At 69.8% G+C, this 21075-nt stretch carries 22 protein-coding genes; 12 read left to right on the top strand and 10 right to left on the bottom strand.

Translation table 11 applies throughout. The features are described from left to right. Window positions 1-38 precede the first annotated feature (38 nt). A complete protein-coding gene (locus AB0B91_RS29925) occupies window positions 39-1721 on the bottom strand; it encodes an ExeM/NucH family extracellular endonuclease (RefSeq protein ID WP_358326564.1) in 1683 nt (560 codons plus the stop codon). Between the two features lie 205 nt (window positions 1722-1926). Here AB0B91_RS29925 and AB0B91_RS29920 point away from each other — a divergent pair, with 205 nt between their 5' ends. Continuing rightward, on the top strand, window positions 1927-3261 hold the full coding sequence (locus AB0B91_RS29920) for a pentapeptide repeat-containing protein (RefSeq protein ID WP_358326560.1): 1335 nt from the start codon (window positions 1927-1929) through the stop codon (window positions 3259-3261). A 14-nt stretch (window positions 3262-3275) separates the two neighbouring features. On the opposite strand, the gene AB0B91_RS29915 is transcribed toward AB0B91_RS29920, so the two are convergent. Both AB0B91_RS29915 and AB0B91_RS29910 read right to left on the bottom strand, forming a co-directional pair. Further along, entirely contained in the window at window positions 3276-3722 is a 447-nt protein-coding gene (locus tag AB0B91_RS29915) for an SRPBCC domain-containing protein (RefSeq protein WP_358326557.1), read from the bottom strand. Further along, window positions 3715-4047 carry a metalloregulator ArsR/SmtB family transcription factor gene (locus AB0B91_RS29910; protein WP_358326555.1) on the bottom strand — a complete coding sequence of 111 codons (333 nt, stop codon included), beginning with the start codon at window positions 4045-4047 and terminating at the stop codon, window positions 3715-3717. The genes AB0B91_RS29915 and AB0B91_RS29910 overlap by 8 nt, the downstream gene beginning before the upstream one ends. Window positions 4048-4140: 93 nt before the next feature. Here AB0B91_RS29910 and AB0B91_RS29905 point away from each other — a divergent pair, with 93 nt between their 5' ends. Next, window positions 4141-4803 (top strand): permease prefix domain 1-containing protein, encoded by a 663-nt coding sequence (locus AB0B91_RS29905; protein WP_358326552.1) that lies wholly within the window; start codon window positions 4141-4143, stop codon window positions 4801-4803. On the opposite strand, the gene AB0B91_RS29900 is transcribed toward AB0B91_RS29905, so the two are convergent. After that, a complete protein-coding gene (locus tag AB0B91_RS29900; RefSeq protein ID WP_219534206.1) occupies window positions 4787-5122 on the bottom strand; it encodes a helix-turn-helix transcriptional regulator in 336 nt (111 codons plus the stop codon). The genes AB0B91_RS29905 and AB0B91_RS29900 overlap by 17 nt on opposite strands. Window positions 5123-5226: 104 nt before the next feature. On the opposite strand from AB0B91_RS29900, the gene AB0B91_RS29895 reads away from it, so the two are divergent. Genes AB0B91_RS29895 through cydC form a run of 4 tightly spaced genes read left to right on the top strand, consistent with a single transcriptional unit; the run spans window position 5227 to window position 10641 of the window. Continuing rightward, window positions 5227-6378: a cytochrome ubiquinol oxidase subunit I gene (locus AB0B91_RS29895; protein WP_358326549.1), complete on the top strand. Its 1152-nt coding sequence runs from the start codon at window positions 5227-5229 to the stop codon at window positions 6376-6378. A 7-nt stretch (window positions 6379-6385) separates the two neighbouring features. Next, on the top strand, window positions 6386-7150 hold the full coding sequence (locus tag AB0B91_RS29890; protein ID WP_358326546.1) for a cytochrome d ubiquinol oxidase subunit II: 765 nt from the start codon (window positions 6386-6388) through the stop codon (window positions 7148-7150). A 6-nt stretch (window positions 7151-7156) separates the two neighbouring features. Further along, window positions 7157-8884, top strand: coding sequence for a thiol reductant ABC exporter subunit CydD (cydD, locus tag AB0B91_RS29885; RefSeq protein ID WP_358326543.1), 1728 nt, complete (start codon window positions 7157-7159; stop codon window positions 8882-8884). Continuing rightward, on the top strand, window positions 8881-10641 hold the full coding sequence (gene cydC, locus AB0B91_RS29880) for a thiol reductant ABC exporter subunit CydC (protein ID WP_358326540.1): 1761 nt from the start codon (window positions 8881-8883) through the stop codon (window positions 10639-10641). Before cydD ends, cydC begins: the two co-directional genes overlap by 4 nt. A gap of 41 nt (window positions 10642-10682) precedes the next feature. Here the strand turns inward: cydC and AB0B91_RS29875 are convergent, their stop codons facing one another. Next, a complete protein-coding gene (locus tag AB0B91_RS29875) occupies window positions 10683-11615 on the bottom strand; it encodes a discoidin domain-containing protein (protein WP_358326537.1) in 933 nt (310 codons plus the stop codon). An 18-nt stretch (window positions 11616-11633) separates the two neighbouring features. After that, window positions 11634-13202 carry an alkaline phosphatase D family protein gene (locus AB0B91_RS29870; protein ID WP_358326534.1) on the bottom strand — a complete coding sequence of 523 codons (1569 nt, stop codon included), beginning with the start codon at window positions 13200-13202 and terminating at the stop codon, window positions 11634-11636. 169 nt (window positions 13203-13371) lie between these two features. Between AB0B91_RS29870 and AB0B91_RS29865 the strand changes: the two genes are divergently transcribed. The 3 genes from AB0B91_RS29865 to AB0B91_RS29855 all read left to right on the top strand — a co-directional run bounded on the left by AB0B91_RS29865 (window position 13372) and on the right by AB0B91_RS29855 (window position 15944). After that, a complete protein-coding gene (locus AB0B91_RS29865; protein WP_358326532.1) occupies window positions 13372-13896 on the top strand; it encodes a PadR family transcriptional regulator in 525 nt (174 codons plus the stop codon). Beyond that, window positions 13889-14554 carry an ABC transporter ATP-binding protein gene (locus tag AB0B91_RS29860; protein ID WP_358326529.1) on the top strand — a complete coding sequence of 222 codons (666 nt, stop codon included), beginning with the start codon at window positions 13889-13891 and terminating at the stop codon, window positions 14552-14554. The genes AB0B91_RS29865 and AB0B91_RS29860 overlap by 8 nt, the downstream gene beginning before the upstream one ends. A gap of 79 nt (window positions 14555-14633) precedes the next feature. Beyond that, complete coding sequence (locus AB0B91_RS29855; protein WP_358326526.1) at window positions 14634-15944, top strand: FtsX-like permease family protein; 1311 nt, start codon at window positions 14634-14636, stop codon at window positions 15942-15944. A 259-nt stretch (window positions 15945-16203) separates the two neighbouring features. On the opposite strand, the gene AB0B91_RS29850 is transcribed toward AB0B91_RS29855, so the two are convergent. The 3 genes from AB0B91_RS29850 to AB0B91_RS29840 all read right to left on the bottom strand — a co-directional run bounded on the left by AB0B91_RS29850 (window position 16204) and on the right by AB0B91_RS29840 (window position 17691). Then, entirely contained in the window at window positions 16204-16515 is a 312-nt protein-coding gene (locus AB0B91_RS29850) for a hypothetical protein (protein ID WP_358326523.1), read from the bottom strand. Between the two features lie 397 nt (window positions 16516-16912). Next, window positions 16913-17143, bottom strand: coding sequence for a DUF397 domain-containing protein (locus AB0B91_RS29845; RefSeq protein ID WP_219534215.1), 231 nt, complete (start codon window positions 17141-17143; stop codon window positions 16913-16915). Then, window positions 17143-17691, bottom strand: a complete 549-nt coding sequence (locus AB0B91_RS29840; protein ID WP_358326521.1) for a DUF5753 domain-containing protein — start codon at window positions 17689-17691, stop codon at window positions 17143-17145. Before AB0B91_RS29840 ends, AB0B91_RS29845 begins: the two co-directional genes overlap by 1 nt. 1087 nt (window positions 17692-18778) lie before the next feature. Here AB0B91_RS29840 and AB0B91_RS29835 point away from each other — a divergent pair. From AB0B91_RS29835 to AB0B91_RS29825, 3 genes are all read left to right on the top strand, one after another. After that, a complete protein-coding gene (locus AB0B91_RS29835) occupies window positions 18779-18949 on the top strand; it encodes a hypothetical protein (RefSeq protein WP_358326519.1) in 171 nt (56 codons plus the stop codon). 218 nt (window positions 18950-19167) lie between these two features. Beyond that, window positions 19168-19707, top strand: coding sequence for a hypothetical protein (locus tag AB0B91_RS29830; RefSeq protein WP_358326517.1), 540 nt, complete (start codon window positions 19168-19170; stop codon window positions 19705-19707). Between the two features lie 331 nt (window positions 19708-20038). Then, complete coding sequence (locus AB0B91_RS29825; RefSeq protein WP_358326515.1) at window positions 20039-20233, top strand: helix-turn-helix domain-containing protein; 195 nt, start codon at window positions 20039-20041, stop codon at window positions 20231-20233. A gap of 132 nt (window positions 20234-20365) precedes the next feature. On the opposite strand, the gene AB0B91_RS29820 is transcribed toward AB0B91_RS29825, so the two are convergent. Beyond that, window positions 20366-20728 carry a hypothetical protein gene (locus AB0B91_RS29820; protein WP_358326514.1) on the bottom strand — a complete coding sequence of 121 codons (363 nt, stop codon included), beginning with the start codon at window positions 20726-20728 and terminating at the stop codon, window positions 20366-20368. Between the last annotated feature and the right edge of the window lie 347 nt (window positions 20729-21075).

The following is a 21075-nucleotide window of genomic DNA, read 5'->3' as shown; positions in this document are numbered from 1 at the left end:
CGGCCCGCGCGGTGTGCGGGCCGCCCGTGACGAAGGGGTCAGCGGCCCGGCAGCGTGAGGCCGAGGACGAGCGGGTCGTGGTCGGAGGAGCGGAAGGCGTCCGGCTTGTACAGGGACGCCGGGTTGTACTCGGTGTTGTAGTCGAGGATGCGCGGCTCGTCCGAGTTGATGTGCCAGATCGTCGCGCTGGTGACCCGCTTGAGCAGTTGCCGGCCGACCAGTGCGTGGTCGAGCTCTCCGGCCAGTCCGTCGAACAGGTAGCTGTACCGCAGCGGTGCCGGCACGAACTTCTTGGTCACGCTGGTCAGCCCGCCCGCCTCCAGCGTGTGGATCGGGTCCTCCTCGCCGTAGGCGTTGAGGTCGCCGAGCACCACCGGGTTCGGCAGGTCCTTCACCAGCGCGAGCAGCGTCTCGGCCTGCTTGACGCGGGTGGCGTTCCAGCAGCTCTGCCCGTCGCCCTGGTCGGCGTCGGGGCCGCTGGACGGGCAGGTGCCCTTGGACTTGAGGTGGTTGACGACCATGGTGAACGGCTGGCCCCCCGCCGTCCGGCGGAACGTCTGGATCAGCGGCGGCCGGCTGAACACCGCGTCCTGCGACGCCTGCGGCGCGCCGACGGGTGTGAGCTTGGCGGGCTTGTAGATCAGCGCGACCTGGATGGCGTCCGTGCCGGGGTACGGGTGCTGGAGCGCCGCGTACGTACCCGCGCCGACCTCGGCGTTGACCGCGTCCACGAGTGCCTGGAGCGCCGTCTGGCCGTTGTTCTCGACCTCCATGAGGGCGACGGCGTCGGCGTTGAGGCCCTTCAGGGCCGCCACCAGCTTGGCGAGCTGCCGCTTCTGCTCCTCGGCGTTGGTGGCGCCGCGCGAGCCGAGGGTGGTGAACCAGTTGAGTGTGTTGAACGAGGCCACCTTGACGTTGCCCACGACCGGGAACGGCCGGGGCAGCCGCGGGTTGGTGTTGTGGTAGTTGATCGGCTTGGTGGGTTGCAGGCGGTAGGTGCCGAATCCGTAGCCGAGCACGCCGGTGATGCCCACGGCCAGGTCGCCGGTCCGTACGATGGGCGGCAGGGTGGCCGGGTTCTCCCTGCTGGAGCCGTCGTCGATGAGCAGCGAGCGGCGCGCGTTCAGCGCCGCGTCCACGCCGGGCCGGTCCGTCGGCTGGAACAGCCGCCCGCCGGAGGAGACGGTGACCTCGCCGTAACGGCCCAGGTTGTAGTGCTCGCTGACGGTCAGCGGCTGCGGGAAGGTGAGCAGCATGTTCTCGACGGGCTCCCGCCCGTCACCCGGCAGTTTGTACGGCTGAGCCGCCACCGACCCGGTGCCGCAGACGTCGACCGCGGTGACCGGAGACAGCTCCGTCCACCCGTTGTACTCCGTCACCTTGCCCGTCACGAGCACCCGGTCGCCGACCGCGACGTCCTTGAGCGTGTCGCGGGCGTAGGCGAACAGCCCCTCGGAGGTCTTCGGGTCGGCGTCCGGCTTCGAGTCCTGGAAGAAGAAGCCGCTCAGCTGGTCACCGCGCTGGAAGTCGCCGGTGACGACGCCTTCGACGGTGACCGTCTGCCCGGCCAGCGGGCTGGCGTCGCCGTCGCCCTGCACCTCCGCGATCCGCCGGCTCGGCGGTGTGTCACACGCCGTGGCCGGTGTGGCGAGCGCGGGCGTGGCGGGGAGGGCGGCGGCCACGACGAACGCGACGAGAAAAGCTCGGCTTAAAACATGCATGACCGGCACTTTAGAGCTAATTGCGGTCACATATTTCCACATGAAAGTGGCCAGAACATTAAATCATCCAACCTTGACATTGGGTGCTACCGGGTATGAGGACTGCATGGACTGGGTCACCTGCGCCTCTTCGGCAGCCTGCATGGGAATCGCCCGCCAGCCGTACGACCGATGCCTGGCACACCTGCAACCAGACGAAGTCGCCGTGACACTCGACGAAATTACCCCCGGACGCCTGCTGGACCTGCGCGGCACGCCGATCAACGGCCCACTGCTCGCCAGGATCATCGAGGCGACGGGCGGCAGACCCGGCCGGGCCCGGCTGGACCGGGTCACGTTCACCGGTGACGTGCGGCTGTCCGGCGTGACGTTCACCGGTGACGTGTCGCTGGACGGCGCCAGGTTCGAGCGGCTGGCATCGTTCTTCGGCGCCCGCTTCGAGGGCAACGTGTCGCTGGCCGGGGCCGGATTCGCCCGCGAGTTGTCGTTCCACGGCGTCCGAGTACGCGGCCACCTGTCACTGGACCGGGCGGTGATGTCGCGGGACGCGCTGTTCAGCCAGGCCGTGTTCGGTCACGGGCTGTCGTGCGAGCGGGCCAGGTTCGACGGCTACGCCACGTTCGACGGGGCCATGCTGGGCGACGGCGCGAGTTTCCGCGGCGCCAGGTTCGGCCGGACGCTGTCCTTCCGCAAGGTCACCGGCCACGCCAGGTTCGACACGGCGCACTTCGCGGCCGACGCCTATCTCTCGGCCACCGGCCGGCTGTCCGCCTCGCGGGCGCGCGCCGACGGCGCCTTCGACGTGGCCGTCGCGTCCGGCCGGGTGGACCTGCGGCGGATCGAGGTCACCGGCGGGGCGACGATCCGGCTCACCGACTCCCAGGCCGACCTGGAGGGCGCGGTGCTGCGCGGGCCCGCGATGGTGACCGGGCGCGGCTGGTCCACGCTGACCTCGCTGCGCCACGTCGACGCGGCCGACCTGGCGCTGTTCGGCCTCGACCTGTCGGGGTGCCGGTTCGCCGGGCTGGCCCGCCCGGCCGCGGTCCGGGTCAAGAACTGCACGTTCGCGCTGACTCCGCGAGGGGTGCGGGTGAGCCTGCGCTGGCCGATGCTGCGCTGGTTCTCCCGGCGCAGCGCGCTGGCCGACGAGCACACGATGCGCGGCTGGACCACCCCCGGCGACAGCCCTGCTCGTCATCCGGCCGCGCACGACCGTCCGACGGCGCTCGATCCGCCCGCCGGGCCCGATCGGCTGACGGCGCCCGACCGGCTGGCCGCCCTCTACACCGGGCTACGCGCCCAGGTCGACGACGTCGACACCTCGGCCGACTTCGCGTTCGCGGCGATGGAGATGCGCCGCCAGGCGGGTCGCCGGTGGCTGTTGTCGCTTTCGTGGCTTTTGTGGGGGTACGGCATGCGGATGGGCCGGGCGGCGGCCTGGCTCGCCCTGCTGATGGCGCTCACCGTCGGCGCCCTCTTCTGGACGTCGACCTCGCACGCGGAGCGCGCCGCCGACCCACCGCCCGCCGTACACCACTAGCTCGCCGTACACCCCTAGAGCGTGTCGAGGACCTCGGCGATCGCCGCGAAATGGGAGGAGCGCCAGCCGGCGTCCATGATCTTGCGGGCCAGCTGCTGCATCGCGTCGTCCGGGTCGAAGCCTTCGTGGTCGAGGAAGAGCCTGGTGCCCTTTCCCTCGGGCTCCAGGCGCCAGGTGACGGTCCAGTCGGCGTTCTTTCCGTCGGTCCAGCTGATCTTCAGTCTCTTCTCCGGCTCCAGCTCCAGCACCTGGCAGTAGACGACGCCCTCGAAGTCGGTCTGCTTCACGGGTTTGGTGGTGAAGGTGAACCGGTGCCCGACCTCCGGCTTGAAGTCGTTGGGCATGAGCCAGCGGGCCACCAGCTCCGGCTCGGTCAGGGCCCGCCACACCTTCGCGGGCGGATGCGCGAGGAACTGGTCCATCCGGATCGCGCGCCGATCTTGCGTCGTGGGTTCAGGCATCGTCGTCTTCCATCTCGTCCAGCAGGGAGTTCAGGTTGGTGAGCCGCTCTCTCCAGAAGCGTTCGTACGGCGTGAGCCAGTCACGGATCTCCATGAGCGGCGCGGCCTCCAGCCGGTAGAGCCGTTCCCGGCCCCGCCGGGTCTCGGCCACCAGGCCGGCGTCCTTGAGCACCTTGAGATGCTCCGAGACGCTGGGGCGGCTCATGTCGAAGCGTTCGGCCAGCCGCCCGGCCGGCTGCGTGCCCTCGTCGAGCAGCAGGCGCAGCAGCTCTCGCCTGGCCGGGCTGGCCAGCGCGGTGAACACATGGTCGGCGGATATGTGCATGTCGGCCACTATACGTAGGAATTTCCCTACATATCAAGGCATCGGGGGGATCCCTGATTACACAGGAGGATCTCCCTCCGTAAGATAAGGGGCATGCAGATCGACGACTACGTGGCCGAACTGGGCGAGGCCCTGTGCGGGCCGCCGGGCCACAAGCGCGACCTGGTCGTCGAGGCGCACGACAGCCTGACCGACACCGCCGACGCGCTGGAGGCCGAGGGTCTGGCCCGGGCCGAGGCCGAGCGGCTGGCGGTGCGGGAGTTCGGCGCGATCAGCGAGATCGTGCCGAGCTACCAGCGGGAGCTGACCGCCGCGGCCGGCCGGCGGCTGGGCCTGCTGATGCTCATCAGCCTGCCGATCATCGTGCTGATGTGGGCGGTGGTCTGGCGCTTCTACCCCACCACCGCCCTGGCCGCCTGGGTCGCCAGGCCAGACTGGTACGACACCGCCTCGCGGGGGCTCGACATCCTGCAACTGTCCACGGGCCTGTACGGCGGGCTGTCGCTGTTCGCACTGGGCCGGGGCACCCGGTGGATCCGCAGGCCACAGTTGGTGACCAAGTGGCTGGGAATCATCGTCTGGCTGATGCTGCCGGTGACCGTGGGGCTGGGCCTGCTGCTCTCCTATGGGGCCGACATGCAGGAGAGCGCCCAGACCTTCCTGCCCGCCGTCCTCACGAACCTCGTGACGGCGGCCTTCTGGGGCCTGCAGCTCTACGGCGCGACCCGCTGCCTGCGCGTCAGCCGGACTGCCTGACCCCCGGCTGCAGCACGCCACCGATCACACTCGCGAACTCGGCCCAGGCCGACCGCTCCCCTTCCAACTGCTTCCGCCCCGAATCGGTCAGACGGTAGGTGCGCCGCCTGCGCCCGCCGACCGTGGCCCACTCGCTGGCCAGGTAGCCGATCCGCTCCAGCCTGCGCAGCGCCGGGTAGACGGTGCCGGTCGGCACGTTGAGCGCGCCCCCGCTGCGTTCTTGCAGGGCCTCGATGATGGCGTAGCCGTGCAACGGCTCGCGCTCCAGCACGGAGAGCAGCAGAGCGTCCATATGGCCGCGCAGCGCGTCGGGGTTCATGGCTCCGATCCTAGATAACGCTTCATTGAGTAGCCAGTCTACAGGTAGGCCGTCTATATGTAGACTGTCTATAGGTAGACAGACACAATGAAGGGGGTCGGCGCATGGAAGCGCTGGAACTGGCCCGGTTGCAGTTCGCGGTGACAGGAAGCCTGCACTTCCTGTTCGTCGTGCTGACGCTCGGGCTGGCGCCGCTGGTGGCGATCATGCACACGCGCTGGGTGCTGGCGGGCAAACCGCTGCACGAGCGGCTGACCAGGTTCTGGGGCCAGATCTATGTCATCAACTACGCGCTGGGCGTGGTCACCGGGCTGGTGATGGAGTTCCAGTTCGGGCTCTCGTGGAGTGGGCTGTCCCATTACGCGGGCGACGTCTTCGGTGCTCCGCTGGCCATGGAGACGCTGGTGGCGTTCTTCCTGGAGTCGACGTTCCTCGGCCTGTGGATCTTCGGCTGGGGGCGGCTGCCCAAAGGGGCGCACCTGGCGTGCATCTGGCTCGTGACGCTCACCGCGTACGCCAGCGCCTTCTTCATCATGGCGGCCAACTCCTTCCTGCAGAACCCGGCCGGAGCCCTCGTCAGCGGCGACCACCTGGAGCTGGTCGACGTCGGCGCGCTGTTCACGAACAAGACGCTGGTCTTCTCCTTCCCGCACGTGATCGGGGCCGGGCTGTTCACCGGGGCCATGGTGCTGGTCGGGGCGAGCGCCTACCAGCTGCGCCGCCGTACGTCCGAGGTGGAGTTCTTCACCAAGTCGCTGCGTACGGGCGTGACCATGGCCTCGATCGGCATCTTCCTGACCATCGGCTTCGGCTACGCGCAGTTCGCCGGCATCCAGGACGGCAAGTTCAAGGGCGACTCGGGGGCGGTGCCGCTCGGGTTCATGATCGAGATCGGGCAGCTGCTCGCACTCGTCGTGCTGTTCCTGATGCTGCCGCTGATCCGCTTCCTGCCACGCTGGCGGTGGACGCATCCGCTGCTCATGCTGATGACGCCGCTGCCGTTCGTGCTGGCCATCATGGGCTGGCTGGCCAGGGAGCTGGGGCGGCAGCCGTGGATGGTCTGGGAGAAACTCACCGTCGCCGACGCCATGACGCCCGGCCTCACCCCGCCGATGATCACGGGGTCGCTGGTCGCCTTCGCGGCCGTGCTGGGGCTGCTGGCGCTCGTCGACTACGTCCTCATCGCCAGGGTGGTCCGGCGCGGGCCACGTGACCTCGACCTCGGCGCCGTCCGCGAACCCGCGCTGACCTACTAGGAGTGAGATGGAACTGATCTGGTTCGCCTGCTTCGCCCTGCTGCTGGCCGGATACTTCGCGCTGGAGGGCTTCGACCTGGGGGTCGGGCTCCTGCTGCCGGTGCTGGGCAGGTCGGTCTCCGGCCGGGACCGCATGGTGGCGGCCATGGCCCCGTTCGTGCTGGCCAACGAAGTGTGGCTGGTGGCGGTCGCCGGAGTGCTGTTCGGTGTCTATCCCTCACTCGAGGGCGAGGTGCTGTTCGGGCTGTATCCGGTGGTGGTGGCCATGCTGCTGTCCTGGATCCTGCGGGACACCGGGCTGTGGTTCCGCCGCAGGGCCGAGGGCACGGCCTGGCGGGGCTTCTGGGATGCGATGATCACCCTCGGCTCGCTGGGGCTCTCGTTCGGCTGGGGCGTGGCCCTGTACGCGGCCGCCACCGGGTTCGGCTCGTCCCTGCTGAACCCGGTGGGGTTGATGCTGGGCGTGGTGGTGACGTTGCTGTTCGCCTTCCACGGCTGGACGTTCCTGGCCTGGCGCTCCCCCGGGCTGGCCGGCGCCACCCGCTCGGGCCGCTCGCTGGCCCTGTCGGGGGCGGTGGCCGCGCTCCCCGCTGCCGGGGTGCTCCTGGGCAGCATGCCGTACCTGCTGGAGCACACCGCGCCGGCCGGGACGCTGAATGTGCTCAGTGTCATGGCGCTGCCGTTCGCGCCGATCGTGGTCGCCGCGCAAGTATGGGTGTGGCGCACTTTCCGTCCTGGTAAGAACGCCGTCCGGATCCCGTCGTTCTTTTGAGGGCTCGTGCACAAAGATCTCCTGCGGCTCATGCGGGCCGAGCAGTCGGTACGCCGCCACCTGGCCGTCACCTTCGCGGCAGCGATGGCGGCCGGGCTGCTCGTGCTCGTGCAGGCGGAGCTGCTGGCCGGGGTCCTGTCGGGCCGGTTCACGGTCGTGGCGCTGGCGGGCCTGGCCGCCGTGGTGGGCGTACGCGCGCTGCTCGCCTGGACGCAGGGCATCTTCGCCGGCCGTACCGCGACGGGCGTCAAGTCCGCCCTCCGGCACCGCCTGCTGGCCAGGCTGCAGGAACTGGGCCCGGCCCGGCTGGCCGGCCACCGCTCGGGTGAGCTGGTCACGCTCACGGGACGCGGCCTCGACGGGCTCGACGCCTACCTGACCGGCTACCTGCCCGCGATCGCCGTCGCCGGGGTGGTGCCGGTGGCGGTGCTCGTCCGGCTGTTCGCCGCCGATCTGGCGAGCGCGGTCATCGTGCTGGTCACGCTGCCGCTGATCCCGCTGTTCGGCGCCCTCGTGGGGATGACCACCAAGGCCGTCACGGAGCAGCAGTTCCGCGCGCTGTCGCGGCTCGGCGGGCACTTCCTCGACGTCGTACGCGGCCTGCCCACGCTGCGTGCCTTCGGCCGGGCCCGCTACCAGGCGACGGTCATCCAGCAGGTGGCCGACGCGCACCGCGCCGCCACCATGCGCACGCTGCGGGTGGCGTTCCTGTCGTCGCTGGTGCTGGAGCTGTGCGCGTCGCTGTCGCTGGCCCTGGTGGCGGTGCCGATCGGGCTGCGGCTGCTGGGCGGGTCGCTGGACCTGACGACGGCGCTGCTGGTGCTGCTGCTGGCTCCGGAGGCGTACCTGCCGTTGCGGGCCATGGGCACCCGGTTCCACGCCTCCATGGAGGGGGTGGCGGCGGCGGACGCGGCCTTCGCCGTCCTGGACCCCGCCCACTCGGACCCTTCCGCCGGCCCCGCGTCTTCGGCCCCTTCCGCCCTCGCGCCCGACCTGGCCGCCGTTGGCGCGTCCGCGTCGCCGCCGGGTTCCGGGGCGCCGTTGATCCGCCTGGAGGACGTCACCGTCCGCTACCCCGGCCGCGACGACCCCGCGCTCGAACACGTCTCGCTCACCATCGAGCCCGGCGAACGCGTGGCCCTGGTCGGCGAGAGCGGCGGCGGCAAGAGCACGCTCCTGCACCTCATCCTGGGCTTCATCCAGCCGACCGAAGGCAGAGTCCTCGTCGACGGCACCGACCTGCGGGCCCTGGACCTGACCGCCTGGCGCGACAGACTGGCCTTCGTCCCGCAGCGCCCGCACCTGTTCACCACCTCGGTCGCCGACAACATTCGCCTCGGCGCCCCGTCCGCCTCCCTGGAGCGGGTACGCCAGGCCGCCACGGCCGCCCACGCGGCCGACTTCATCCAGTCCCTGCCCGACGGCTATGACACAGAGGTGGGCGAACGAGGCGCGAACCTGTCGGCCGGCCAGCGGCAGCGCGTGGCCCTGGCCCGGGCCTTCTGCCGCCCGGACACCTCGGTCCTGCTGCTGGACGAGCCCACGGCCCGGCTCGACGGCCGCAGCGAGGCGGCCGTGGTGGCGGCCACCGCGGACCTGGCCCGGGACCGTACCGCGATCATCGTGGCGCACCGGCCCGCCATGATCGACCTGGCCGACCGGGTCGTCCGCATCCACGAGGGCCGGGTGCTCGCCGACCACTCTGTTCGTACGGCTGTCAGGGGAGAGAGATGAACCGGCGAATGGGACTCCGGCTCACCTGGGCCGTGCTGGCCGGAGCGGCGGCCGATCTGGCCGGGCTCGGCCTGATCGCCGCTGCGGCGTGGCTGATCACGCGGGCCGCCGAGCAGCCGCCGCTGGCCGCGTTGAGCGTCGCCATCGTGGCCACCAGGGCGTTCGCTACCGGCAAGGGCGTGTTCCGCTATGCCGAGCGGCTCACCGGCCACGATGTCGCCCTACGCGCCCAGGCCGGCACCCGCGAACGCCTCTACCAGGCGCTCATCCCGCCGCAGCGGCCCAGGCACGGCGGCGCCGACCTGCTCAGCCGGATGGTGGACGACACGGAGGCCGTACAGGACCTCCTGGTGCGCTGCCTCCTGCCCGCGACGGCCGCCGCCCTCGCGGGCCTGGCCGCCGTCGTCATCGGCCTCACCCTGCTGCCCGTCGCGGCGCTGGTCCTGGTGGCGGGGCTGGTCGTGGCGGGCGTGGCGCTGCCCGCCGGTACGGCCGCCGCCGCGCGTCGCTGGTCGGCCAGGATCGCGCCCGCCAGAGCCGCCCTCGCCGAACGGGTGGCCGACCTGGTGCACGGCTCCGCCGATCTGGCCGCGTACGGCGCCGGCGACCGCGCCCTGGCCCGCGCCCGTGCCGCCGACGAGACCCTGGCCGCCCTGGAACGCCGCCAAGCCCGCGTCCACGCTCTCGCCCTGGCGGGCGGCACGCTGGTCCAGGGCCTGACGGTGGCGGCGATCGTGCTGCTCGCCCAGAGCGCGGGGACCGACCGCGTGGCCACGGCGGTCCTCGCCCTGACCGCACTGGTCGCCTTCGAGCCGGTGCTGCCGCTGGCGGCGGCGGGCGAACGCCTGGCGGGCATCATGGCCGCGCTCAGGCGCCTGCGCGACGTCGGCTCCGCCCCACCCGCCGTCACCGAGCCGGCCACCGCGTCACCTGCCCCGGCGTCGCCGCTGACAGTCGAGATCAACGACCTGGTGGTACGGCACGCGCCCCGCGTCCTGGGGTCGGCCGCCGCGGAGCACGCGTCCCGCGCCTCGGAGCCGGTCGAAGCGGCCACGGAGCCGGTCGGCGGGCGGGAGCGGGCGGCCGTCGACGGGGTTTCGCTGAGCCTGACCCCCGGCAAGCGGGTGGCCCTGGTGGGGCCGAGCGGGGCCGGGAAGAGCACGCTGCTGGCCGCGCTGATGCGCCTGGTCGAGCCCGAGTCCGGCACCATCCGCCTCAACGGTGTCGACGTGCGGAGACTGGCCTCGGACGACGTACGGGCCATGATGACGGGGCTCACCCAGGACCCCTACATCTTCCAGACCACCCTGAGCGCCAACCTGCGGCTCGCCGGCCCCGAGGCCGACGACGAGGAGCTGCGGCAGGCCGTACGGGAAGCCAGGCTTGAGGAATGGGTCGAGCGGGCCGGGTGGGATGCCGAGCTGGGCGAGGACGGCAGGACCGTGTCCGGCGGGCAGCTGCAGCGGCTGGCCCTGGCCAGGGCGCTGCTGTACGACCCGCCCGTGCTGCTGCTCGACGAGCCGGCCGAGGCGCTGGACGAGGAGGCCGCCGACGCGCTCATGGCCGACCTGCTCGACGTGACGCACGACCGCACCACCTTGCTGGTCACCCACCGGCTCAAGGGCCTGGAGCAGGTGGACGAGATCGTGGTGCTGGAGGAGGGCCGGGTGGTGCAGCGCGGCCACCACGACGAGCTGGTGACCGAGCCGGGCTACTACCGCGACCTTTGGGAATCGGAGGTCCTCACCCGGCGGTGACCGTCGGGAGAGCCCGCTCGCGAGGGCTCTCCCAACGGGTGTCAGCGCACTTCGACCTCGACGATGCGGGTGTAGTCGTTGGCGCCGTTCGAGGCCAGCGCGACGATGCGGACGGCGTCCGCCGTGACGGGCGTGAAGTCCGAGCGGGCGCTGCCGGCGGTGTTGCCACGCACCTGGGCGACCGTCTGCCACTGGCCGCCCGACTGGACCTGGACGTCCCAGTCGCGCAAGCCGAAGGTCGAGGCCGGGTAGCGTTCGGTGTTCAGCGTGTAGAGGTCCACGCGGGAGACCTGCTTGGCACCGCCCAGCGCGATGGCCGCGGTGTCCGGCCAGGCCCTGGCGGTGGCGTCGTTCCAGCCGTTGCCGCCGGCCCAGCCGTTGGAGCCGTTGTCGCCGTCGGCGATGCTGCAGGGCGGGTAGTTGGCGTTGACGTGCTGGGAGGAGGCGGTGACCTGCCGCCGGAGCGCGAGGTTGCCGCCGTTGTCGAGTTTGTCCGGGGTCACCACCTCGACGGGCACGGCCAGCGTGCGGTCTCCGGCCTTCAGGCGCAGGCCGTACGCGCCTTCTGGGGTGTTGGGCGGGACGGCGACCAGCAGTTTCGCGCCGAGCTCATAGCCGGGCGGCAGGTAGCTGGACAGCATCGAGCGGGAGGCGCTGAGCGGCTGGTCGATCTCCACGGACAGGTCGGCGTACCCGGCCTTCTTGGCGTCGCTGCGCATGCCGATCTCGATCTTGGCCGGGCAGGCGGGGTCCACGCCGAGCGGGGCGATGAGCTTGTCGGCGCCCGCGATGGGGGTCAGCCGGCCGGTGCCTTTGGACTTACCCGGTCTGACCTTGATCGAGGTGACGGAGGCGGGTTCCTGTTCGGGTGGCTGGGCGGCGGGCGAGGGGTCCTGCTTCGAGGCGACGGCGTGCGCGCCCGGCCCGGTCAGGACCGTGACGGCGACGGCCAGCGCGGCGGTGAGGTGACGCATGATCATTCCTTCCGGGGTTCAGAGTGCCTGCAGGCCGGGGGTGCCGTCGAGGGTCACGAGGCTGGCCCGGGTGGAGACGGGCGCGCCTGGCTTGTCGACGTACGGGACGACCTTGAAGTCGGCCCGCCACTGACTCCGGGTGACCTCGCAGGAGACGTAACCGCGCTGGTAGCTGGAGAACCTGAGGTGCGGGTTGGTCGGGTCGCTGCCCCCGGCCGGCAGTCCGGTGGTGGCGCTGCCGTTGCCGCCGCTGCTGACCGAGGTGCCGACGAACTCCACGCCGACCGTGCGCGAGGCCGGGTCGTCGAAGTTCGCCTTGAGCTCGCCGGCCAGGTTGTAGTGGATGTCGCCGGTGAGCACCACGGGGTTGCTCACCTCGCGGTCGATCATGCCGTTCAGCACGCGGTCCTTGGCGGCCTTGTAGCCGTCCCAGAGGTCCATGCTGAGCTTCTGGGCCGGTCCGGCGTCGTAGTCGAGCTGCATCATGGCGATCTGCTGGGCCAGCACGTTCCACTTGGCGCGGGACTCGCCCAGGCCGTCGAGCAGCCACTTCTCCTGCTCGGCGCCGAGCATCTGCCTGGCCGGGTCGAGCCGGTCGGCGCAGTCGACCTGCTGCCCGTCACCGCAGACCTGGTCGTCGCGGTACTGCCGGGTGTCGAGCACGTTGAACTCGGCCAGGTCGCCGAAGGTGAACCTGCGGTAGATCCGGGCGTCGGGGCCCTGCACGGCGGGCACCCGGATGGGCAGGTTCTCCCAGTAGGCCCGGAAGGCGTTGGCCCGGATCACCAGGTAGTCCTGCTCGGTCACCTCGCCGCCGGGGCCGTACTTCCCCGCCCAGTTGTCGAGCACCTCGTGGTCGTCCCAGGTGACGATCCACGGCGCGCGCTGGTGCGCCGCCTGAAGATCCGGGTCGCTCTTGTAGAGGCCGTACTGGATGCGGAAGCGGTCGAGGGTGTCGCACTGCACCCGGTACTGCTCCGGCACGGGGGTGTTGCGCAGGCCGCCGGTGGGCACGATGCCGTACTCGTAGATGTAGTCGCCGAGGTGGAAGACCACATCGGGCTCCTCCTCCGCGAGGTGGCGGTAGGCGCTGTAGTAGCCGTCCTGCCACAGCGCGCAGGAGGCGAAGGCCAGCTTCAGGGCGTCGGGCCTGCTCCTGAGCGCCGGGGCGGTCTTGGTCCGGCCGACCGGGCTGATCTGGCCGCCCGTACGGAACCGGTAGAAGTACTCGCGGCCGGGCCGCAGCCCAGTGGCGTCCACGTGGACCGAGTGCCCGTACTCGGGGGTGGCCCACGCGGAGCCGTGGCCGGCGCGGCGCGTGAACGCCTCGTCCTCCGCGATCTCCCAGTCGACCTTGATCCTGCCGTACGGCATGCCGCCGAGCGGCTCCATCGGCTTGACGGCCAGTCGCGTCCAGAGGATCACCCGGTCGGGCAGCGGATCTCCGGACGCGACGCCGAGCTGGAAGGGGTAGTCGACCCTGGCGGTGGCCTGGGCCGTCCACGGGTCGGCCAGGTTCGTGGTGAAGGCGAGAGCGAGCGCTGAACCGCCGATCCCGAGGAAGGATCGGCGTGAGGGACGGTGCATGGGCTTCCTCAGAGCTGGGGGGTCGAAAGCTCTCACTTTTTAGCAACCAGCCCAGCTCTTAACAAGACTTAGGTTAAAACTCACAGACAGTTGCGTTAAATCACACGCACAAGCCACCAAAGCGCTTCACTATTCACTCGATGTATGAATCGCATGTATAGTCGCGATCATGTCGACTGGACATGTGATGCTCGGGCTGCTCGTGGAGCGGCCCAAGCACGGATATGAGCTCAAACGCGAGCACGACCAGCGCCTGCCCGGCGCCAAGCCGCTGGCGTACGGCCAGGTGTACGCGACGTTGCAGCGCCTGCAGCGCGACGGGTTCGCCGAGGTCGCGGAGACGGTGCAGGAGGGCGGACCGGAACGCACGGTGTACGCCATCACCGAGGAGGGGCTCGCCGAGCTCACCCGGTGGCTGGACGGAGTGGAGCCGCCCGCGCCCCACCTGTCCAGCGTCCTGCTGTCCCGCGTGGTGGTCGCGGCCGTGGCCAACGGCGCCGCCGACGGCTACCTGTCCCGGCAGCGGGCCGCGCATCTGGCGCGGATGCGCGAGCTCACGGCGGAACGCTCGGCGGGCTCCCCCGCCCAGGCGCTGGCCGCCGACTACGCGCTCCAGCACCTCGATGCCGACCTGCGCTGGATCGAGACGGCCATGCGACGGCTGGCCGACCTGAAGGAGGAACCTCTTGCTTGAGGCACGCGCACTGCGCAAGACCTTCGCCCGCACCGTCGCCTTGAACGGTGTGTCCCTGGAGATCGGCGCGGGCGAGATCATCGCGATCACCGGGCCGAGCGGTTCGGGCAAGTCCACCCTGTTGCACTGCCTGGCCGGGATCATCCGCCCGGAGTCGGGCGAGGTCCGCTTCGACGGCAACCGGATCGACACGCTCGGCGAGGCCGAGCGCACGGACCTGCGCAGGCGGAGCTTCGGCGTCGTCTTCCAGTTCGGCCAGCTCGTCCCTGAGCTGACCGCGGCGGAGAACGTGGCCCTGCCGCTGCTGTTCGACCGGCACGGCCGCCAGGAGTCACTGCGCACCGCTCGCTCCTGGCTGGAACGTCTGGACGTGGCCGAGTGCGGCGACCAGCGGCCCGGCTCGCTGTCCGGCGGGCAGTTACAGCGTGTCGCCGTGGCCCGTGCGCTGGTCACCGGTCCGCGCGTGGTCTTCGCCGACGAGCCGACGGGGGCGCTGGACTCGCTGGCGGGTGAGCGGGTGATGGACGTGCTCACCGGTGCGGCCCGCGCCGACGGCATCACCTTGGTGATCGTCACGCATGACAACCGGGTGGCGGCGTACGCCGACCGGGAGATCGTGCTGCGCGACGGCGTGCTCGCGTCGGAGGTGGCCGCGTGAACGCCGTTCTGCGCGCGTTCTCGGCGGAGGTGGGCGGCGCGATCGCCGCGATGCGCGTGCTCATGACGGAGGTGGCCGCGTGATCGCGGTGATGCGCATGCTCGCCAGGGGCGGGTCGCGGCGCGAGCGGGTTCGGGGGCGTCTCATGGCCGCGGGGGCGGCGCTCGCGACCTTCCTGCTCTGCGTGGCGGTGAACCTGCTCCAGGCGCAGGTCGCCCGCCTCGGCCCCTTCTTCGCCGGGGACCGGCGCGCCGTCACCTCGCTGGCGCTGGCCCTGCTGGTCCTGCCGGCGGTGGCCTTCCTCTATCAGGTGAGCCGCCTGGCCGCTGCCACCAGGGAACGGCGGCTGGCCGCCCTCCGGCTGGCCGGCGCCACGCCGCGCCATGTACGTCTGCTCGGGGTGTACGAGGGCGGGTGGCAGGCGTTGCTGGGCGGGCTGATCGGCATCGCGGTGTTCCTGGTGATCGACCTGGCGCTGTCGTGGCCGCTGCCACTGACCTTTCCCGTTCTGCTGCCGGGGATCCTCGCCGCGGTGACGCTCAGCGGCGCGCTCTCCGGGGCGATGGCGGGACGGCACGTGGTGTCCTCTCCCCTGGGCGTGCTCCGGCGCGAGCGCCCCACCGGGCCGAGGGTGCTCGACCTGGTACTGGTCGCGGCGGGCGTAGGGGCGCTCGTCGCCGGACTGACCGGCAAGGGCCGCTTCCCGCTGGGCGGGCCGTACGGCGCGGCGCTGGCCATGACCATCGGTTCGGTGCTCCTGCTGTTCGGGCTGGTTCTCGCCACCACCTGGCTGATCAGGGCGGCCGCACGCTGGGTGGGGCAGCGCGCCCGCGCGGCCGAGACCCTGCTCGCGGCCCGGCTCGTGGAGGCCGACCCTCGTGGCTGGGCCCGCGCGCTGTCAGTGGTGGGGCTGACCGTGTTCTTCGGCGCGGCCGTGGGTGCCCAGCAGGCACCCGCCTTCACCCGAGGTGACGTCAGTCCCGACAACCTGACGGCTTACCTGCTGATAGAGGTCGCTCTGCTGGTCTCGCTGGCCACCTCGGCCGCCGCCCTCGTCGTGCATCAGGCGGAGGCGTTGCTCGATCATCGACGGTCGTTCGCGGCGCTGGCCGCCTCGGGCACGCCCGTGCCCGCCCTGGGCCGCGTCCTCATCCGCCAGGCGCTCACCACGGCGATCCCGGTGTGCTTGGTCGCCGCCCTCGCCGGAGCGGGCGTTGTGGTCGCCCTGGTCTCGGACGTTTTCCTGGGAAACCTCGGAGCACTCGGCTGGACGGTAGCGCGCGCGACTCTCATGGCACTGATCGGCGTACTGGCGGCCGTCCTGGTGGCCAGAGCCGCCCGCCCCCTCCTCCGCCGCACCCTCGACCCGGACGAACTCCGCACCGAGTGACGGTGTCGTGGCCGCGTTCGCCAGGGTGGAAGGTTCGCCGGGCAGTGTCGGCGTTGTGGGCGGTGTAGTAAACCGCGACCAACGCGGCCAAGCCGGTAGCGACCGCCAGAACGCGGCCGCGGACCGCGTCGACAGCGGACGCGAGCTTCTCACCCTTCGGGCCAGTCACGCCGCCGACGTGTTCCAGCCACCTTGAGGGATGGCCGACGCGTTCACCACGGCCATGGTCTCCAACGTGCCCCCTGCGTCCAGCCTCGGATCAACTGGCTGGCAGAGTCCACTTTCCGCCTTTGCAGGCGGGCGGGCCGAAGGTGAAACGCCGTCCACTGACCGTCTCGGCCACGATCACGTCTTCGGCTCCGTTACGTAGGCATCCTCCGGACACGACCGGAATCCGGTCCCATCCACCAGGGGGAAGCTGCCGACTGTAGATCGTGTCGCCGAGCCATTTCACCGACACGGTCTCACCTGTGCGGTTCTCGATGTCCACCCACCGGCTTGGGCGCGGCTGGCAGGCGGTGAGGGCGGCGATCAACACCGCGAGTGCCGCTGACCAGATGATTTTTCTCACGCGACTCCCTTGGCCGGCACATGCTTGTCATCAGGGTGATGCGGTGCAGTAACAGTTCTCGGCGTCGGGACGAAGCATGCCGAGCGCTGGTTCGGGAAGCCGGTTGCGCGGCTCCGATGCCTTCCGCGCTTCTTGCTGAAGCGCCTTCACCGTCAGTGGTGCCGGAGCGATGTAGCGGACCCTCATGGGTGCCGAAGGTGCCGCTTCAAGCGAGCCGTTGGCCGGGATGACGCGGAAGCTGTAGTTCTCGGCCCCGCTGAAGAGATAGCCAGCGGTGAATCCGGGTTGTGCTCGGTGTCATCAAGTGCGATTCTCTGCGCCGCCCCCTGCATGGACATGAAGAACGCCCGATCGTCACACAGGAGACTGGGCGTTCTTCTTCGACTGACGCCTTTGCTCAGGCGGATGGCAAGTCGAATTCACCCGCCTTGGCTCCATCGACGAACGCGACCCACTCGGACGCGCTGAACCGAAGGTGCAGTCCTTGAGGGTCCTTGCTGTCACGCACAGCAGCTCCACCTCCCGGCAAAGTGGCGACCTCTACGCAATCGCCGCTGGCGTTGCTGAACCTCGACTTGCGCCAGACGAGGACTGCGCCGTCATTGTCGATGCTGGGGGTGTCGCTCATCAGGCTTCCTTACCTAGCTTCGCGATGAAGCTCCGGCTCTGTCCCGGATTGAGAGCCTTTGCCATCAAATGGTCATAGACCAGGTTATACCTGTCTACATCGACCCGTTCTTCAAGGTAGAGACCACTGACCTCGTTCTCGATGTAGACCACGTCAGGATCAGGGGATGTGAAGCTCAGGAGGACGAAGCCGCCACCCATTCCAGCATGCATGGCGGCGCTGAACGGGAGAACTTGCAAGGTCACGTGGGGAAGCTGTGATACCTCAGCCAGACGCTTGAATTGGGCCTGCGGACCCATGTTGGCGGCAGCGACCCGCCGCAGACTTGCCTCGTTGAGGACGAAGGAGAGCTTGCGGGCGTCGTCTTGGAGCATCCGCTCCTGTCGGGCCATCCGGAACGCGATTTTTCGGCCAATCTCATCATTGCCGAAACTGGTTGGCTGGGTCGCGAGGTATGCGCGGTAGTAATCGGCAGTCTGAAGTAGGCCGGGAATTAGCTCCACGTCGTAAGATCGCCGCCTTTCCGCCTCGGCCTCCAGGCCGATCAAGACTTGGAACCACTCCGGAACGACGTCTCCGCAGGTGTGCCACCATCCCCGCTGGCGGGACTGGCGCGCGAGAGTGAGCAGTTCCTCTACCTTTTCGCCGCCAACGCCGTATATCTCAAGACGCGCCTGTAAAGGAGTAGTCTCATGGGCTGGAACGACAAGATCCCCGGCACGGCACGTACCGGGGATCGTACAAGTCGTTAGCGCCGGACTTGTTCGTCCTGCAGCAGCCAACTTGCAATTCGCCGTTGCCAGTGTAGCTCGCTGCGGACGTCTTGGCAGGTCCGGCGCTGAATCCCACCAAGCAAGATCAGCGACGGAAGGAGCGAACGTGATCAACATTCGGATGCTCGGGCTCTGACGTTCCCGGTGGGGCGGCCGGGATGCCGGGCGCCCCACGTCGCCTCCACGGTGAAATGCCGACGGCACAGAGAACGGCGGGCCACGTGGAGCCATCCGCCAGCGCCTGGGGCCGAGGCTCTTCGCCGCATGCGCTGCTGGTCGTTTGTGCACCGATTGGCGATCAGCATGGCTTGTCCTCGTCGGTGTCGTAGACGTCCTCATCGGTATCGGGGACGTCCTCGTTGCGCTTCCCCTCATACCGTGGAGACCGAACCTAAGGTGAGGTTGGGTCATGGGAGTGACCAGGAGCAGGTTTGATCCGGAGTTCCGGGCGGGCGCGGTGCGCATCGTCAAGGAGACCGGTGATTTTGCTGATGAGTAGCAGCAGCCAGGCCGGGAGTTCCAGGGTTTCGGGCGTTTCCCACGCCGTCAGATGCCGGCCGGGGTCTGCTTCCTGCGCGAACTGGTTGATCAGCTCGGCGAGGGTTCGCCGGTCCTGCTCGGACAGGGTTTGCAGGGGTCGATCACCGGCTCCAGCAACCGCATCGAGGGCTCGGCGATGGCGTCGTCCTCACTGAGATCAAGCCTGATGAGGATCTCCGTAAGGGGCTTTGGCGAGAGCGCGTTGGGGTGCCGTTAACCGACGTGTCATAGGCCGCCAAACCTCGAAGATCCCTTGCCTGACCTTCTGTAATGCCTAAGGGCCCGGCGCGGATCTATGGGGATGGAACGTCCGCCGCTTGGCATGGATGAACTCATCGAGCACTGGACTGCCTTGCCGTCCTCGATGTGGCTCTCGCTGACCGTGCCCGGCCACCAGGTCGCGAGGCCGTTGAAGTCGCGTGCCACGGCCCAGACCGTGGCGGTGTCGAAGATCGTGGTGAATGCCGATTGGGACATCGTTGGCCCTTCCTGAGGAAGCGGCGCACGGCTGGCTCATGCACTGTCGCATCGCGAGGCGCTCGGGTGATGGGTCAATCGCTGAATATTGGCCACCCGCCGACGCACCCCCGATACGGGTACGCGAAGAAAACCTTGGGGTCGGTGTTGGGGCTGCTCCCTAATGTTCGGGCGCCGCCGAACCCCGAATCTCAATAGTGGAAGGCAAATCCCAACCCTGATGGAGAGAACACGATGTCTACAACGTCAACGACCCGACGCCGTGCTGCCCGCTCCGGCTTCGGTCTCGCTGCCGGCCTGGCGCTCGCCGGCGCCGCCGTCCTGTCCGCCACTGCCGCCGACGCGGCCAGCACCGTGACCTTGGTATCCACCGCGAATGTGTGTGTCGACGACCCGGCGATCGGCCAGGTCGGTACCTGCACTACCAGCACCGTTACCGACCACGTCGGGGTCGGCTCGTCCAACGACCACACTGTGACCGTCCCGGGCACCCGGTTCGACGTCAAGGTCAAGTACCGGGTCCTCGGCCCAGCCTCCGGCCCTCGGACGCTGATCGTGCGCCAGGAGCTCATCTACAAGGCCAACGGACTGACGGCGAACTCCGTCCTCAAGCCGGTGGGTCAGCCGTCGGCAGGCGTGGACCTCAGCACGACCACCCCGTACACCTCGGTGTTCTCCGAGGACCTCAACGTCGGCAGCGGGGACCTGTCCACTCAGCCAACCCACCCGGCCAGCGGCAGCGTCGCGATCACGGGCTCCATGACCAGTCCGTGACCGCCTGATCGAACTACGCCACAACTCAGGCCGCGTCCGAAGCCGGCGCCGGTGCGAAGGCCGCGCAACTTCCCAGCGGCGCGACTAGGAATGGCCTGAAGATCTTGATGGGTGAGTCGGCATGAGCTGGCTCACCCTTCTGTTATGGAGTGATCGGGGCGAGAGTCCAGGTGCCGCTGGTGTGAGTGAGTCCGAGGTTGATCAGGCGGCGGAGGTTGAGGGCGGCGGCGCGGTGGTGGAGCCGGCGGTCGTCATCGTGGAGGGCACGCACGAGGGCCTGGCCGCCGCCCGCGCCCGCGCCCGTGGCCAGCGCCTGGGAGGGCCGCCGACGATGACTGCCGAGCAGATTCGGCACGCCCGCGACCTGCTCACCCCGCCGGAGAACACCGTCTCCTCCACCGCCCGGCTGCTCGGCGTCAGCCGCGCCACGATCTACAAGTACGTTCCTGAACTCGCGACGCGGCGACCTGCCGTCGAACCGCCGACGGCGCGAGCCGAACTGGGCTCGGCCAGGAAGCCCATATAGCTCAACTGATCGCGGGGGGCGGCGGCCAGCTCGACGAACTGGGAACGGATGGTCGGCAGCCGCAACCGCTGGCAGGACTGGTAGATCGAGGCTTCGGCCGCTTCCTCGGTCAGGGCGCGGCGGTGAAGGTGGTCATGGCGGCTCTCCCTCGGATGCGGGCCGGCCGCCCGGGTGGCGGCGCAGTAGCTGGTCATAAACGGCCACCGACGGCGGCGGCCGGGTGTCGGGCGGCAACTGGGCCAGCCGCCGGATGGTCAGCGACACCACCGCCGGTTCATCCAGCCAGGCCAGTCGTTGCGGCCGGGCCGGCGGCGGATCCGACGCGGGCAGGTCGTCGACCTGGGCGATCTTGCGAGCCTCCAGTGCGACGCCGTCAGCGGTCAGAGCGCCCGTCTGCGGTGCGGCGGCGATCCCGGCCACCACGTGCCGATGCAGCACCTCGATCAGCGCCCGGGTGCCGGCCGCGTCCCCGTGTTTGCGTCGCGCCGCGGCCAACCAGGCCTGATGGGCGCGTCGTCGACAGCGATCCCACGTGGCGGGGTTTTGGTACCGACCGCCGCTCGCATGGATGTGCCTCGTCCGCCTCCTCACGGAGATGGACGGGGCTTCTCTGGGTTCTGTGACGATCTCGGCTTTGCTCGCTGGGGTGATGTCTCGGCAACCGGCCCGCTGGTCGCCGGATTTGCATCAGGCGCGTCCATGGATCCTCTCCCGAGCTGGCCGCCATGAGTGCCAGGAATCGCAGGGTCGCGAACTGGATCACACTGGCGTACCTCGCCGACACAGCGATCACGGCCTGGGTGTTCTTCGCCATCTCGCTGTCCTTGTTGATCTCACTTGGT

This window comes from Nonomuraea sp. NPDC049141 (assembly GCF_040648415.1).
Taxonomy (GTDB): domain Bacteria; phylum Actinomycetota; class Actinomycetes; order Streptosporangiales; family Streptosporangiaceae; genus Nonomuraea.
The sequence above is the reverse complement of the archived record's forward strand: the minus strand, read 5'-3'. Positions and strand labels throughout refer to the sequence as shown.